At 33.0% G+C, this 15,884-nt stretch carries 14 protein-coding genes and 1 tRNA gene; 7 read left to right on the plus strand and 8 right to left on the minus strand.

The features are described 5' to 3' along the window. Positions 1-5: 5 nt before the first annotated feature. Positions 6-2,603 carry a TonB-dependent receptor gene (locus EL260_RS12940; protein WP_123855749.1) on the minus strand — a complete coding sequence of 866 codons (2,598 nt, stop codon included), beginning with the start codon at positions 2,601-2,603 and terminating at the stop codon, positions 6-8. 398 nt (positions 2,604-3,001) lie between these two features. Between EL260_RS12940 and EL260_RS26120 the strand changes: the two genes are divergently transcribed. Continuing rightward, the gene (locus EL260_RS26120) at positions 3,002-3,127 is read left to right on the plus strand and encodes a hypothetical protein (protein WP_262697009.1); all 126 of its coding nucleotides are present in this window, start codon (positions 3,002-3,004) and stop codon (positions 3,125-3,127) included. 21 nt (positions 3,128-3,148) lie between these two features. Here EL260_RS26120 and EL260_RS12945 read toward each other — a convergent pair whose 3' ends face one another. The 3 genes from EL260_RS12945 to yddG all read right to left on the minus strand — a co-directional run bounded on the left by EL260_RS12945 (position 3,149) and on the right by yddG (position 7,541). After that, positions 3,149-3,979 (minus strand): glycosyltransferase family 2 protein, encoded by an 831-nt coding sequence (locus tag EL260_RS12945; RefSeq protein ID WP_123855750.1) that lies wholly within the window; start codon positions 3,977-3,979, stop codon positions 3,149-3,151. An 804-nt stretch (positions 3,980-4,783) separates the two neighbouring features. Further along, the gene (locus EL260_RS12950) at positions 4,784-6,541 is read right to left on the minus strand and encodes a DUF885 domain-containing protein (protein ID WP_198418042.1); all 1,758 of its coding nucleotides are present in this window, start codon (positions 6,539-6,541) and stop codon (positions 4,784-4,786) included. 103 nt (positions 6,542-6,644) lie between these two features. Then, entirely contained in the window at positions 6,645-7,541 is an 897-nt protein-coding gene (gene yddG, locus EL260_RS12955) for an aromatic amino acid DMT transporter YddG (RefSeq protein WP_123855751.1), read from the minus strand. Between the two features lie 139 nt (positions 7,542-7,680). Here yddG and EL260_RS12960 point away from each other — a divergent pair, with 139 nt between their 5' ends. Beyond that, positions 7,681-7,908: a glyceraldehyde-3-phosphate dehydrogenase gene (locus tag EL260_RS12960; protein ID WP_123855752.1), complete on the plus strand. Its 228-nt coding sequence runs from the start codon at positions 7,681-7,683 to the stop codon at positions 7,906-7,908. A 134-nt stretch (positions 7,909-8,042) separates the two neighbouring features. Beyond that, a tRNA-Ala gene (locus tag EL260_RS12965) sits at positions 8,043-8,116 on the plus strand. Between the two features lie 716 nt (positions 8,117-8,832). On the opposite strand, the gene EL260_RS12970 is transcribed toward EL260_RS12965, so the two are convergent. Both EL260_RS12970 and EL260_RS12975 read right to left on the minus strand, forming a co-directional pair. After that, complete coding sequence (locus EL260_RS12970; protein WP_123855753.1) at positions 8,833-9,702, minus strand: AraC family transcriptional regulator; 870 nt, start codon at positions 9,700-9,702, stop codon at positions 8,833-8,835. Between the two features lie 513 nt (positions 9,703-10,215). Then, positions 10,216-10,899: a hypothetical protein gene (locus tag EL260_RS12975; RefSeq protein ID WP_123855754.1), complete on the minus strand. Its 684-nt coding sequence runs from the start codon at positions 10,897-10,899 to the stop codon at positions 10,216-10,218. A 391-nt stretch (positions 10,900-11,290) separates the two neighbouring features. Here EL260_RS12975 and EL260_RS12980 point away from each other — a divergent pair, with 391 nt between their 5' ends. Continuing rightward, positions 11,291-11,659, plus strand: coding sequence for a hypothetical protein (locus EL260_RS12980; RefSeq protein WP_123855755.1), 369 nt, complete (start codon positions 11,291-11,293; stop codon positions 11,657-11,659). Between the two features lie 37 nt (positions 11,660-11,696). Here the strand turns inward: EL260_RS12980 and EL260_RS12985 are convergent, their stop codons facing one another. Continuing rightward, the gene (locus EL260_RS12985; protein WP_123855756.1) at positions 11,697-12,329 is read right to left on the minus strand and encodes a hypothetical protein; all 633 of its coding nucleotides are present in this window, start codon (positions 12,327-12,329) and stop codon (positions 11,697-11,699) included. Positions 12,330-12,483: 154 nt separating this feature from the next. On the opposite strand from EL260_RS12985, the gene EL260_RS12990 reads away from it, so the two are divergent. After that, positions 12,484-13,056: a C40 family peptidase gene (locus EL260_RS12990; RefSeq protein ID WP_123855757.1), complete on the plus strand. Its 573-nt coding sequence runs from the start codon at positions 12,484-12,486 to the stop codon at positions 13,054-13,056. A gap of 8 nt (positions 13,057-13,064) precedes the next feature. Continuing rightward, entirely contained in the window at positions 13,065-13,391 is a 327-nt protein-coding gene (locus tag EL260_RS12995) for a LytR/AlgR family response regulator transcription factor (RefSeq protein ID WP_123855758.1), read from the plus strand. A 251-nt stretch (positions 13,392-13,642) separates the two neighbouring features. On the opposite strand, the gene EL260_RS13000 is transcribed toward EL260_RS12995, so the two are convergent. Continuing rightward, on the minus strand, positions 13,643-14,830 hold the full coding sequence (locus EL260_RS13000; RefSeq protein ID WP_123855759.1) for an MFS transporter: 1,188 nt from the start codon (positions 14,828-14,830) through the stop codon (positions 13,643-13,645). A gap of 88 nt (positions 14,831-14,918) precedes the next feature. Here EL260_RS13000 and EL260_RS13005 point away from each other — a divergent pair, with 88 nt between their 5' ends. Next, positions 14,919-15,767, plus strand: coding sequence for an AraC family transcriptional regulator (locus EL260_RS13005; RefSeq protein ID WP_185145910.1), 849 nt, complete (start codon positions 14,919-14,921; stop codon positions 15,765-15,767). The last annotated feature ends 117 nt before the right edge of the window (positions 15,768-15,884 follow it).

The raw sequence follows: 15,884 nt of genomic DNA on the forward strand, positions 1-15,884 counted from the left end.
ACTACTTAGAATCTGAAAGTCGCAGCCACAGACCACGTTCTTCCGAATCCTAAGAAACCTGTATTGGCATCAGCAACACCCTGATATACTCTGCCTGCTTCCTGGTATGTTTTTCCAGCACCCGGGCCTGTAGCAATTTTATCAGTAGCATGAATATTAGAACTTAGCTCAGAAATATAATATTTGTTGAATAAGTTATAAACATTCGCTCTTAAGGTTAAAGATTTTTTCTGACCGATTTCGAATTTGTAGCTTGCTCCTACATCAAACAGATTATAGCTAGGTAATTTTACAATTCCTCTTTCTCTGTCAGCTTCTGTAAGGAAGTTAATAGGGTTGAACTGAGCGTATAATTTGTCATAGTATTCCCAGTTAGCATCAATACTGAACGCTTTGGTAATGTTATAATCAACACCTAAACTTGCTGTAGTTTGTGCAGCATCTCCAACTTTTAGATCTTTGATATTGATCATCCCTGTTGCTCCGGCAACTTCTTGGTTGCTTTGAACATCAAGAATATTGAAGTTGGCGTTTCCTTTGTATTTCCAGTTTCCGAATGAAACCATCCCTCTCAATCTAAGGTTAGCAAAAGGTCTTGCTTTCGCTTCCAATTCAACACCCTGGTGAAGTTGTCCAACATTCAGTGCATTATAGAAATAAGCATTTCCAAGCTTTAATTGAGAGAACTTAGCAACATCTGCTGCACCTGCGTTAAATGTTCTTGAAATGAATCTGTCATCCCACTGAGTTCTGTACGCATTGATATTAACATCGATATAACGGGATTTGAAACCATATCCTAATTCTAAAGAGAAGATTCTTTCATTTTTCGCATCGTTGTAGATGTTTTGGTTAGAAGGGAACAGGGCATTGAATAAAGGCTGTCTTGAAATAGCTCCTGCATTAAAAAATACATTATGATGATCATCAATATTGTAGTTAGCTCCTCCTTTTACAATATAACCTGTTTTGTGATACCATTTGGTGTCTTGATTTCCAGGAGTATAAAGCATATAGTCTCTTCTCTTATAATACTGCTCAGAAACTGACCCCTGAACAGATGCACTTAGTTTTTCAGAACTATATTCAACCATTCCATATACACCAGCCCATTTTACCAGCCCTTCGTTGTAGATAGATACTTTCTGAGTATTACCTGTTTTGGTAAGAGGTTCCGGCTTTACTGTACGGTCTACATAATAACCGTTAGGAGCGTTCACTGTATTTTTCACAAATAAAGCATCTGATCCTAACATATCAGTAACAATATCATAAAGAGCTCCTTTGTAAGTTTTAAGATCGATCCCTCCGTTAAAAGTCCAGTTATTTTTTTTGTAATTAAGGTCTGCGATTACTCCGTACCAGTCATGAGCATTAATACTTTGTTTTCTAACGATACCGGTAGTTCCGTTTAAAGTACTTACATATTGTCCGTTGTAATCAGTAGGAGAACCTGTAGGAGCTGTAAAAGTAGATTTCTGGAAGGTATTTCCATTATAATCTGTAACAGAACCTCCTCTGTTATAACGGTAAATCATATCCCAATTGATGGTACCATCATTACTATTCATGAAGTTCATGGTATTTTTACCTTGTACAATAGAACCGTTAAGTCCGGTACCACCACCACCACGTCCCCAAGAACCGTAAACCACTGTGGATAATTTCAGGTTGTCATTAATATTCCAATCCCAGTTCAATGAAGCAATGGGTTTGTGGTAGAAGTTAGGTGCTAAATTGAATTGAGATCCATTCAGCATTCCTGTTTGCGGATTGTATCTTCTTCCGTAAGTTTCGAACTGCTGTAGGGTTGCTACATTAGCTCCGGTTGCAGAAGATCTTCTTGTGTCGTGTACCTGTGGAGCCCCGGTTGCAATAAAATTGAACGCATGTTTTTCATTTGGCTTAAATCCTGTTGAGAAAAACCATGAATAACCTTCACCTTTAGTTCCGTTGATGTAACCATCACCTTGCCAACGGGAAAGCAATACTGTGGTTCCCCATTTGTTTTTCAACCCGGAAGAATACATTGCTGAAAGTCTGGAGTAGTTGTCGTTACCAGCTTCCGCTTTAATCATTGCTTTTTGCTCAGAATCAGTAGCTTTGGTAACAATATTGATCGTTCCCCCTACAGATGGTACTACAAATTTAGAAGCTCCTAAACCTCTCTGAATCTGAATAGAGCTTGCAATATCTGCTAGTCCAGTCCAGTTAGACCAGTACACAGTACCTCCTTGCATGTCATTAACAGGCTGTCCGTTGATAATTACCGCAATATTGGCACCATCAAAACCTCTCATGTTAATTCTGCTGTCTCCGAATCCACCACCTACTTTGGTAACATATACCGAAGGGGTAGACTTCATAATTTCAGGGAATTCTCTGTTTCCCAGTTTCTCCTGAATCTCAGCTGCCTTAATGTTGGAAACTGCAACAGGTGTTTTTCTCTCTTTGGCTGTTTGGGAAAGGTTTCTACCTACCAACATCACCTCATCAATAGATTTAGATTTTTCTAAAGAATCCTTCGTACTCTGCCCATAATACAAGGCGGCCGTTGGTAATACAAGCGCTATAAGAAGTCGCTTTTTTAAAATAATGCTCATGAAATAAACTAGCGTGTTTGATTTTAAGGCTGCAAAGATGAAAATTTATTTTTTAATTAAGTATTAAATATTTTTTACGGGATTTTGTAAATGATAGAGAATGAGCATGATTGCTGATCGTTTTATGATATATTAACTTTATTTAACAGTTTAATTTGTAGCTGTTTATATGAATAAATTTAATTAAAATGAGCTTATTTTGATGATAATATAAACATTTATTTTTTTTGAATTATTGAGAAATATCAGTTATTGTCCCTAAAAAAATAAAATAACTCTAAAATTTAATATCTTTATTGCAAAGATCTGAATTATAGCTCAAAATGCTACTGGGAACCGATTCTTTAGTTTTTTAGAATATAAAACAATCTTATACTAGAGTTGTCAGAAGTATCAGAATGGGGAAATTAGAAAGAGCATTTAATAATTCAGAAGAAATTTCAGAATTAATTCATAAGCTATCTGAAACATTTGATGTTGACCTGATGATTGAGATTACTACTGAGTACATCAGCATCAGATAAGTTCGTATGAAGTTACATTGGCTATTTTTCAAAGAGCAACATGAATTTTAATTTTAACCGATACAAAATACGAGTCTGATAATTTAATAATTGAAAAATAGCTTCCGGACTTGTAAATTGATCAGGTACTTTATGATGATTAATGTACTGGATATTTCTTCTTTTCATTGTATTGTAAATAACTAAAGCAAACGATTCCTTAGCCTCAGTTTTTCCCTTGTGTTGTGAAATCCCGTTGTCATGAAGTCTATATCTATATAAAGCTTTTCTAATAAACTTTACTTTTCCATGTTCCAATATTTTTAAGTATAAATCCTGATCAATAGCAGTTTTTAAGGTAGGATTGATGCCTGATGTTTTCCAATAAATATCTTTTTTGAAAGTGAAGAAATGGGCAAATTGAATGGGACAATTGAAAAATAGACTATTATTATAAATTTGTTTAGTATTCGAAAATACTCTCTGTGGATTTAAATTTTCATCACATAACATCATTTTGGAATAAGTACAAACAATATTATTTTGACCATATTGTTTCATTGATTCTTCTAATGCTGTAGCATAAAGGGCATCATCAGGATCTAGATAAGCGCAAACGTCACCAGTGGCATAATCCATACATTTTCGCTTAGTAAAACCACAACCTTTATTCTCAGAATTCTCAATTAGTAGAAACTTATCATTATTTTTTATTAATTGCCTAATAATCTCTAGTGAATTATCCGTAGAACAATCATCAACAATAATCGCTTCCCAATGAGTATAGGTCTGTTTTATTAAAGAGTCATAGCATTCTTTAAAATATTTTCCATTATTATAATTAGCAATTAAAATTGAAATTTTTTTCGTCATTTATAATTATTTGAGTTATTTACTTTGATATGTATATTTTGTATTAAGACTGAAATAATCTAAAGATACAACTTCTTTATTTCTTATTGAGAATGTATGGAATAGAATTGACCGTATTGTTTACTTACATTTTCATTAATAAGTTCAGTACTTTAATCTTTGCAATTCATACCGATTAAAAATATCACGTATTAAGGAGATAAATGTTATAATATTTATTCCAAAATATATTCATTTTATAACGGGAATAAATTATTTTTGATAATGAGGAACACATCAGATGCTATACATTTCATAGTTTCAATTAATTTTTTTTATTGGCGGCAGATAGTTTTGCATGAAAAACAGCTACCTTCAGTAGTATAGGCAGCTGTTAGAGGTACTAAAATCAGATATTCTAATTTGATACAAAAAAAGCTTTTATAATGGTTTATTTTGTTATTAATTTCATCTTGATTGTTGTTAATTTTATCAATTTCTGGGTATGTATTTATTTTGAGCCCAAAAATTGAAGCTATTTTTACAATGGAATACTGTAATGAAAGAAATTAATGGATACAAAGGGAAAAATAATATCAGTTATTTATCAATAAAGGATTTCACAATACCTCCATGCAACAGTTTGTGTATGCTAAGGTCAAAAAAAAGTTATTCAGACTATTGCAAAATATGAAAGTATTCTGTTTTTTGTTAGTTATTCATCCAGTAACTAATATTCAAACGCTTTAAAACAAATGAAATAGAAAAAGACTGATCATAATCAGTCTTTTTCTAAGGGTATAGCAACTATAAAGTTCAATATTTTTATTTGATACTTTTTGCCCAGTCGTCCATATAATTCTCAAAAACAGTGAGAGGCATTGCTCCTCCTTTCAAGATGGTATCATGAAAATCTTTGATACTAAATTTAGAACCTAACTGTACTTTGTATTTGTCACGCAGTTCTCTTATTTTCAATTCTCCGATTTTATAAGAAAGTGCCTGCGCAGGGTTTGCCATATACCGTTCTATTTCAGCAGTGGCAAACTGTTCAGAAACAGGTTCGTTATCCATCATATATTTAATAGCATCTTCACGGGTCATTTTTCCTGTGTGTAAACCAGAATCTACTACCAAACGGATCGCACGGTGCATCTCTGTACCTAATGCACCAAGCTGATGATACGGATTGGTATAAACTCCTAGATCTTTTCCCAGAGATTCCGTATATAATGCCCAGCCTTCTACAAATGCTCCATTCATATATTTTTGCCGAAATTCCGGAACAGAAGTATTTTCATACTGAATGCTTATCTGATAATGATGACCTGGAATGGCTTCGTGTAAAAATACACTTTCCATATCCATATTGGTAATATTGATTTTTGTTGGGTCTAAAATAGGAGCATAAAAAATACCGGGACGATGGGTTTGAAGATTTCCCGGAAAATATTGCGGGGATGCTGAAGCAGCTCTAAACTCTTCTGTTTTACGAATTTCAAAAGGTGTTTTAGGGGTAATTCCAAAATACTTCGATAAGTTAGGCTTTATCTTGTCGTAAACATCCTGATAAGCTTCTAATACTTCTTTATCTGTTTTGAAAGGCATGAACTGCTTATCGGTTTTCATAAATTCAAATAATTCAGGAAGTGAACCCTTAAAGCCGATAGACTTCTTAATTTTTTCCATTTCTTCAGTGATTCTGGACACTTCAGATAGGCCTAATCTATATACTTCTTCCGGGTCTTTATCAACCGTTACCATAGAAAAAATATAGTCTTTATACATTTCTTTTCCATTCGGAAAAACATTGATTCCTGAGGATGAACGGGCTTTTGGAAGATATTCATTCTGGAAAAAATCTGCAAGTTTCTGTAGCGATGAGAAAATATTTTTTGCCAGAACATCTTTAAAGTTTTTACTTAAACGATCTTGTTCTTCTTTTGAAAAATCTTTGGGAAAATTCTTTATCGGTTCATAAAAGGAAGACTGATCATCATTTTTTGCCAGTTTCTGTAATTGCGGAATGATTTTCATCACTAAAGATTTTGGCAAAACAACTCCTGCTTTGATACCTTTTTGCATATTTTGTATAGAGACATCTGTCCATCTTGAAAAAGCCTGACAGCGCTTCAGCCAATTCTCATAGTCTTTGACCGTTTTGAAAGGCTGTGCTGAACTACCGGAGCCTAATAAGGCCATATAGGTAGGAATTCCTCCCATCTGATTGATAGGCATATATTCTTCATGGTATTTTTCTGTTTTCAACGCAATTTGTAGATCATTCTCCAAAATTGCCAGTGAAATACGGTCTTCTTTATTCAAATCCTCATTTTCAAAAGGTTTCAGAAGGTTGGTATATTTTATATAAAAGTCATGAATTTTTTTGAGCTGATTTTCATCATAAGCAGGAAGCTGATCGTTATAGCCATCAATCCCATTAAAGGTTGCACTCAAAGGACTTAGTACATTTGACTCTTTATAATATTGGTCAAAAATCTGGTGTAATTTGATATTCTTTTGCTGCGCACTCATACAGGAAACAATAACAGTGCTGAGTAAAGCTAGTTTATTCTTCATCATATTTTGATTAGTCATTTATCAGAACAATAAAAATACATTAATTATTCTATTATCTTAATAATAAATAAGCGAATTAGCAATCTGATATTGAAGAGAAATATTATTACTTATTTTTTCGTTCTCTGGTTGCCTGCCAGCAAAGTACAGAACCTATACAAACCATTACTGCTCCTTGCCAGAAGGACACTCCCAATGTTGTAAAGAGAAGGATTGAAGATAGCGCTGATGACAAAACGGGAATAAAATAGGAGGCTCCGGTTAATACAGTAACATTTCCATGTAAAATTCCGATGTTCCAGGCTGCATAACCAAATCCCATGGCACATGACGCAAGCAAAAGATATATAGCGGAAGAAAGAGTAATCTGCATACTGCTTGAGTCACCAATGATTAGATATTTTATCCATAAAGCAACGGCAACCATTATAAAAAACAATGTTATCCCATTTACGCCATTGGCTATACGAACGGTCACTACACAATAAGCAGCCCATAACAGAGCTCCGATAAAGGCTAATCCATAACTTAATGGATTGGTTTTAATGTTAGCAATCATTTGAGAAATATCTAATCCTTGCTCTCCACCCAATACCCAGACAATACCCAACATGGAAAGAATAATTCCCGGAGCAATCAACCAGTTTGCCTTTTTATTGTTGAAAAGAATGGTTGCCACCATTGTGAATGTAGGCCAAAGATAATTGACCATTCCCACCTCAATGGCCTGTCTGCTATTGGTTGAATATCCTATAGAAAGGGCCAAACAAAGCTCATAGGAAACCATAAGTACCCCTCCATAGATTAAATATTTTTTTGGAAATTTTGATAAGGGAACCCATTTCATAGTAAAAAGCAAAAACATCGAAGCAACTGTATATATTAATGCAGCTCCTGCAGTGGCACCAAAGGAATGGCTCACTTCTTTGATAAGTCCTACAATAGAAGACCATAGGATAATTGCGCAAAATCCGATGGCGGTGGCCTTGGTTTGTCGGGTCATGGAAAGATTTTCAGTTTTTATATGGTATCGAAAACAAAAATAAGGAAAAATGAATGATTAATAATACTTATCTATTACCATATATAACCCCTCCCAATTAAGGGAAAAAAGTTATCTTTGAAAGAATTAAATTTTTATCATGAAAGAAAAAATTGTTCAGATTACCCATTCTACGGGAAAATATACATTGAATATACTTCCTGGAAGACTTAATGAAATGCAGGAACAAATTGACAGATGTTTAAACAATGAGCAAGCAGCTATTGTTGTTAAAAACGATAATGGAGAACAATTCATCTATCCATCAGACCTTTTAAAAAATAGTTTTATTGCAATCGTAGATAGAATTACAACTGAAGTATTCTAATAAAACCCCCAATTAATACAATATTTTATAGTCTTAAGCATTAAAAACGCTATTAAGCTTTCAAATTTCAAAAATATTCATACAAATAGTTGCTCATATCATTTAAATACTTACTTTTGTACCGCTTCAAAAATGGGGGATTGGCGCAGTTGGCTAGCGCGTTTGACTGGCAGTCAAAAGGTCACGGGTTCGAATCCCGTATTCTCCACTGAGTGTATTTGAAAAAGTTTTCAAAATACTCTAAAAATTGATTAATCCTGCAAAATTTATTTTTTTGTAGGATTTTTTTATAAAAAAATCACAAATAGGTTGAATAAATCGGTTCTATCTTAGTAAATAGTTACCTACTATTTTTTACATTCTATTTTCTTGGATATAGGTAGGTTTTGCAAGGCTGCAGCGGAAATATCCATAAGAATTCTTATTCTTCAAACTGTTGTAAATTAAGTTTGACCCTGTCAATTGGCAATAATTTACAGTAGTGGACGAGAGTTTTATTGATCAGTAATTTGTTGAAAACTTCGCTTCTTATTGCATGCTTTTGCTATTCCTTAAAAAAACAAAATCTCCGGGAGAGCCGGAGATAAAAACACAAATGATGAAAAAAAATTATTTCGAGCCACAAAATTAGATTAATTACTGATATACATTATGATAGAAAAGCGTAAAAAAATGATAAAAACTCACCTCATAAGTTTTCTTTAAAACTTGGGCAAGGTTTACAGTTGTTCGAACGTAAAAATCTAGCAAATCACCTTCATAAGTTTCAGGAAGTTTTATGTGTCTTATTTCTATTGCTTAGTTTTACAATTAAATTAAATGCTAAATAATAGCTAAATGATTTATTCCCTCAGTATTCAATTTCTCATACTTTTCATTTGTATAGCGAAATAAGTAACCAGATTCAGGTTCATTTAATAAAAACTATTTTTGTATTGATTTCCTAAATTGCGTTGGAGTTAACCCTGTTTTTGACTTAAAAAATTTAGTAAAATTAGTAAGTTCCTTAAACCCCAAATTGTGAGAAATCTCACTAACATTTAATTTATTATACATCAGATTTCTTTTAATCTCTAGTATCATCCTATTAATTAACCACTGTTTTGGGGTTTCCTTCTCCACTTTAAGAAACGCTTTCTGAAGTGTACGAATAGTTATATTCAATTCTTCACAATAATAATCAAGATTTAAATGCCCATTTAGATTTTTATTTACCAAAGATTTAAACTTAGCCACTAAAAGTTTATCCCCACAAAAGTCCAGGTTAATTTTAGAATTCATGGATATTTCCTCCGCAATCAGAAGTATGTTAAACAAATAGTTATTTAATATAGTACTCTGTACATCCCTGTACGGTCTAGCCAATTCACTTTTTATGTAATCGAATAAAGTTAATACTTCTTCAAACCGATCTTCTAAATTCAAATATCGTATATTCAAAGGGTCATTAAATAAACTGGTCTCGCTATAGAATTGAGTTTGAGTACTGTTCTGGCAAAGAAAACCTTCAGTAAAAATCATGATCTTACTTTTATAATTAACTGGAGTATTAAATTGGCAGATCTGGTTTGGGGAAGCAAATAAAATGTGTTTCTCCTTAATATCTATTGTTTTAAAATCAATATTAATTGTTCCTTCACCTTCACAAAAAAGATGAATACAGTTAAATAATATTTTGTGAGGTTGAAAAAGTTGAGTAGGTCTGGTCAACATAAGATCTGATATTCCTTTTGTTGTGATATAATGAACACTATTCTCACTATGCAAAAAAGGCTCAATTTTAAAATCCTCCATAAAGTTTTTTTTTCTATAATTAAATATATGAAAAAGACTAAACTATCCAGCGATTCGAATGCTTCAACTCTTACAATAAAGTATCTACATTGAAAATTAATAAAAAGAATAATAAATGGAATAATTTATATAGCTCACAACCAATAAAAGATTTTTAGATTTGATTACTCGAAATTCGTTTCCAATATTATTTAGCAGTATAGTATTGTTGGTCTCAAATTATTATTTTTTAATTTGGTAGTGGGCGAAGTAACTTGAATAATTTATTTTCTATTTCGCCAAACTACCATTTTTTAATAGTATCTCGTTTTCTATATGCTACAGTGTGCTCCCTTCTTAATTACAATTCCCATTGCAGAAGGAAAAACAGTTAAATAATCCCAGAATAAGGGTTGATATTTTTGAGAAATCTCTGGACTCAATAAACCCAGCCGATTAATTTAAACAGAAATTAAAAACCCAGAGAAGCAATATTTCACTGGGTTTATTTATTAATTTATATTGAATGTCTTATTATAAGCTTCTAGAACGTGCTACCGAAAGAAGATATACCAGATGGGCATACATACTTCTCTTTACAGATTCTATTTTTATATCTCCAGTGGTTTGGTTAATAGTTGTCACCAGATCCGTATTGCACTGCCCGTTAAAATTTCCACTTCCTAAATAATTTACAGAATTAGCACTCGGATAAGAAATTCTGGGATAATCCGGTGCTGTTTGGTTGGCAACAGCAGCAGTATTTGAAAATCCTTTGTTATCAATATATCGGGCTGTCCATGAACCTAAGAATTGCCCGTTAGCTGTATTAATACTTTGTCCCACCACTACTTGTGTATCTACGGGATTGCTAAACCCTGCACAGGAAGTATAATGATTTAAAGAAACAGTACAGGAAGAAGCATTGTCTGTAGGTTGAAAACATTTTCCTTCATATACTGTGAATCTTTGCTCAGTGGAAGCCATGGAAGTATTTAATAAAGCTTTAGGAGCAAAAATCTCTTCAGGAGAGATGAGCATTAGAACTCCCTGTGCATTAGCAGCAACGATTTTATTGTCAGGATTTGAAAGCCCTCTTACTCTCACCGATCCATTAACATCCAACGTGTTTGTTGGGGTTGATGTGTTAATTCCAACTTGTGCACTTGCGAAACTACACAAAGCAAGTGCTGTCAAAAAAAAAGTCTTTGTTTTCATGGTATTTTTTAGATACGTTTATAATTTTTCACTAAGGTAAGAAATATGTATTAATGAAGAATAAAAAACTAATTAAAAATATGTTACATCTAAAATTATATCGAAAAATTTGATTATTGATTAATATTTTAAATAATAAGTTTTAAACATTAATTCAAAATTCTATGTTATTAAATTTTGTTTGAAAAATATTTGTATTTTAGCCGAAATGTGTTGCTTTTTAACAAAAATATTGTCTACTCATTAAAATTCAGATAATTTGAATAAAAAATTAGTAGATTTGCACGAAATAAAAAATAATAAATATTAAGCTCATTCTCTATAACAGGATATTCTGAATATAATGCATAGAGAATAACAGGATTTTTTTGGTTATAAAACTACTGAAACTATGAAGAAACTTTTTTTACTTTTACTAACGGCATTTTTATTTATCGGCTGCAGTTCAGATGATGATACCATTTATGATTATGTAGGAACATGGTCTGGAACTTATGAAGGAGGTGATAAAGGAGTGTGGAATTTTGTGGTTGATAAAACAGGGAAAGTATCAGGAACGATGCATTCTGACGTAAGTAGTGAGAATTATAATATTTCCGGTAATTTGAGTAATAGTGGAGATCTGGTAGGAACGGTAGGTCTTCCGTCAAAAGGAGAATTCAAAGGAAAACTTAATCCGGATAAAAAAGGAAATGGAAGCTGGTCAAACACCCTCCCAACTCCGGCACAATACGGAACCTGGAGCGGAGAAAAGAAATAACAATCAGAAAGCCTGCACAATTGCAGGCTTTTTTTATTTATATAAATCCCATGTGGGAAATTTCATTATTCTCATTTCTCATTATCATAAAATAAAGTACAAAATCATCATCTGAAAAATATTTTTTGAAAGAGATAGGAGATTCGTTCAAAAACAGATCTTCTTCAGCTTTTTCAACAGTATAATGTTCTGAATCCAGCTTTAAGGTAATAAGCGTTCCTCTATCCATTTTATTTCTTTTTAGATGAAGGGTGTGATCCTGACGTTCTGCTTCCAGCCATACATTCTTTATTTCTCCAAATTGAAAAGCTTTCAAAAGTTTTTTTCCGTTCTCAGTCTTTACACCGTTCTCAACTGTCCGTTTTCCTCTTTCAGAAACGGGATCCAAATTCTTAATTTCAGTCATTAGCTTGGCAAAACTCTGGTAGAGTAGGGTATCTCCTGTTTCTTTAAGATAAAGATCAAGGCTGTTTCTAATGATTTTTCCGGTTTTTGAACAATGCCCAAATTCAGAACTGTTCTGCCTTACCTTTTCATAAGACGGATCCTTTTTAAAAGCCGTTTTATTGAACCCGCTTTTCTTCCGAACTACATTTTTTCCATTCAGAGTATAAAAAACAAGGTCACCTACGGAACCTTTAATCTTGATGAGACTTTCATATGTTGCCATATCGCCAAAATTGAATTTCAAATATAGCAATAAATAACTGAAATCAAAATTTTAACATATATTTATCATATAGTTGTAGTATAGTTATATTATAATTAAAATATAAAATGTATATTTGTGCATCAATCGTTAATCAAGTAAAAATCAGACGAGTATGGGATCAGGATTATTTGAAAAAAAATTGAATATAAAGCAGCTTTCTGTATTACTGATTGCATCTGCTTTTGTAGTGTCTTGTGGATCTTCAAAAAATGTTTCTTCTAATAGGAAATCAGGTTCCAAAACAGTAGTGAAATCCGAAAATCTAAGAAAACTGGATTCCAAATTCGATGGGAAGGTTTCAAGATCCATCAATGATGTCTTAAAAGATGCCGAAAAATACATAGGCACTCCATACAGATTTGGAGGAAATACATCTTCAGGCTTCGATTGTTCCGGATTTACGGTAAAGGTTTTTGAAGAAAATGATTTTAACCTTCCAAGAAGATCATCCGATCAGGCTGCAGCAGGAAAGAATATTGATATCAGGGATGTAAAACCCGGTGATCTGTTATTTTTTGCTACCGCTGGAGGAAGTAGAGTATCTCATGTCGGGATTGTTCATGATATTGGCCCAGATGGGGAAGTGAAATTCATCCATGCTTCTACTTCAAAAGGAGTTATTATCTCATCCCTGAACGAAAAGTACTGGAATAAAGCTTACCTTCATGCTCAAAGGGTTTTATAATAATTCTAATGGAGAACAGAACATTTGCTTTTATTAAGACAGATAAAAAGCTGGTAAAGCTTTTTTTTAAGGATATCAATATCATCAAAGGTTTAGGTAATTATGTGGAAGTGCATACTATAGACCAAAACAGATACATCTATTACAGAACACTCAAAGATCTTATCGAAAATCTGCCGGAAGAATTCATGCGGGTTCATAACTCTTATATTGTTAACTTAACCAATATTGAATCTTTTGAAGATAATCAATTGTTATGCGGACATCTAAAAATTACCGTTGCTAAAAGTTATAAAGACTGTCTTCTTGATGCTATCAACAAAATGATGCTCTAAAAATCGATGCTAAAAAAGCTGTGATCCTTGAATAATATCAAATTTTCAAAGTAAAATTTAGTGTTATTTTATCGTAAATGAGATCAAGTGTAAATGTACTATTCAATGTATCACCATTTCGAATATCAATTCAATAGAACTGGGCTTTAGCCCGTTTAATGTTAAAAATTAATTCCATTGGCTTTAGCCAAAACCTAATAAAAAAGCAACCCCATTGAAAAAAGGGTTGCTTTCTAAATATATAAAATGAATTAAATATGTTCACAAACAGGTGTCATAAGCTGCTTTTCTTCATCATTTTCATCTGCTGTAATGTCTTTAGGAAAAGAAAAGAAGCTCAGTAAAAATGTAGCGGAAAGAAGCAAAACACTTACAAAAAGAACATGTTGAACGCCATAATAGGAACTTACTATCCCTCCAAGAAATGCACCTAATGAAATTCCAATATTAAAAGAGGATGTAAGTAGGCTGTTAACAAATTCCAGGGCATGATGAGGAATGTTTTGTGTAGTTCTGATATTGGAAACCAAAAAACCACCTGTGTGAATCATTCCCCAAAAAGACACAATGATGACCATCGAAATAAAAATTCCACCCATAAAGTAAGCCAGAACTTGTACTGAAATAAGAAGTAGTAAAAATAGCCTTGTTGTAAGCTTTACATTCCTGCTTAAAGCTAATCCCATAAGCCAGTTGCCAATAGTTCCCATTCCTCCGAAAAGAAGCAGCATAATACTGATCTGTGCACCATTCATTTTGGTAATTTCTTCAAGATAAGCAGTAAGATAAGTATAACTAGAGAACATGGCAGCCAATGTACCAATGGTAGATATCAGGTTGATCCATAAAAAAGGATTTTTCAATATGGTTAGCTGATTTTGTTGAGATTTTTCCTTTTCCGCAGGCATGGTGGGGATGAAAATTAATAATCCAATAAATGCAATTAAACTAATGGCACTGCTCAGAAAAAATGAAGCCTTCCAGTCATGGAAAAGATCTGCTGCATAAGTCGTCATCGGAATGCCAAGGACGGTAGCAAGACTTAATCCAAGCATTACTGTAGATACTCCTTTTGCACCTTTTTCTTTGAATGCAATAGCAATGGAAATATTCCAAAAAAGCGGGTGCAGTATTGCAGGCAATATACGGGCAAACATAAGCATGGTAAAATTGGTAGAAAAAGCAGAGATAAGATTTGAAATTACAAATATGCTCATCACAAGACATAGAAGAAATTTACGGTTTATTTTGGTAGTGATTGAAGTAATAAATGGCGAAGAAACAGCAACGGTGATGGCAAAAGCACTCAGTAGCCATCCTGCTGTATCTATAGATACTCCGAATTGTCTGCTGATTGTAGGAAGAATACCCACAACCCCGAACTCAGTGGTAATAATGCCGAAAGCTCCCAACGCCAGGACATAGATTGATCTTTTCATTGATTTTAAAAATTTTGATATGGCAAATTTGGACAGAAAAATTGTAAAAAATCAGTATATTTTAATGATAATTAAGTAATTTTGTCCTATGAAAAGAGAAAATATAGATCAATTGGTAAAGGTGGAATATCATCAAACAGAAAGCTGCCCCTTAAAAGGAGTTCAATTTTCTTTTTTTCAGATTGTATATGTTATTTCCGGAAAAGGTTCCTTTACCATCAACAATAATATTGCTTCGTATAGTAAAGGCAGTTTGATATTACTAACACCAGATGATCTACATCATTTGGAAATTGAAGAGAAAACAGAGCTTTTGCTTGTAAAGTTCAGTGAGCGTTATGTAAAGGATTACAAATGGAATAATATTAATTCAATAGGATGCTTATTGTATGGAGCTTCTTATCTTTCCGGCTGTATTTTACAAAATAAATCTGATGTTGTTTTGGTAGAGTCAATTATAGCTTCACTCCTTCATGGCATTCATCACCCTGATCTTTATCAAGAGGAACTTACGCTGCATTATGTGAATGCACTCATTGTGATTGCGGCAAGAAATATTTCAAAAATGCGGGTGGAGCATGTGGCGTCCAATACAGATAAAAGAATAATGGATATTATTAACCATATCCAAGGGAATATCCACGATCCGGCACTTTTAAAAGTCTCTGTGATTGCCAGGGAATTTGGTCTTTCTGAAACCTATCTTGGTAGCTATTTTAAAAATCAATGTGGAGAAACCATTACCCATTATATTCTGAATTATAAATTGAGATTAATTGAACATAGGCTCCTTTTCAGTGATATGAGGATCAATGAAATTGTTACTGAATTTGGCTTTTCAGACGAAAGTCATTTGAATAAGTTCTTTAAAAAGAAGCATCAAATGAGTCTGACTGAGTTTAAAAAAAGAAAAGAAGCTGTTAAATCTATAGTTTAGATAAATTATGTATTGTGTTGTAAAGTAGATTATACTTTATTTTAATTTAGCTGAAACTTAAGAAATATCCTTGGAAACCCACCCATTAAGAATTCAGAGAATTTTTTGAAATCCTTC

This window comes from Chryseobacterium nakagawai (assembly GCF_900637665.1).
GTDB lineage: Bacteria > Bacteroidota > Bacteroidia > Flavobacteriales > Weeksellaceae > Chryseobacterium > Chryseobacterium nakagawai.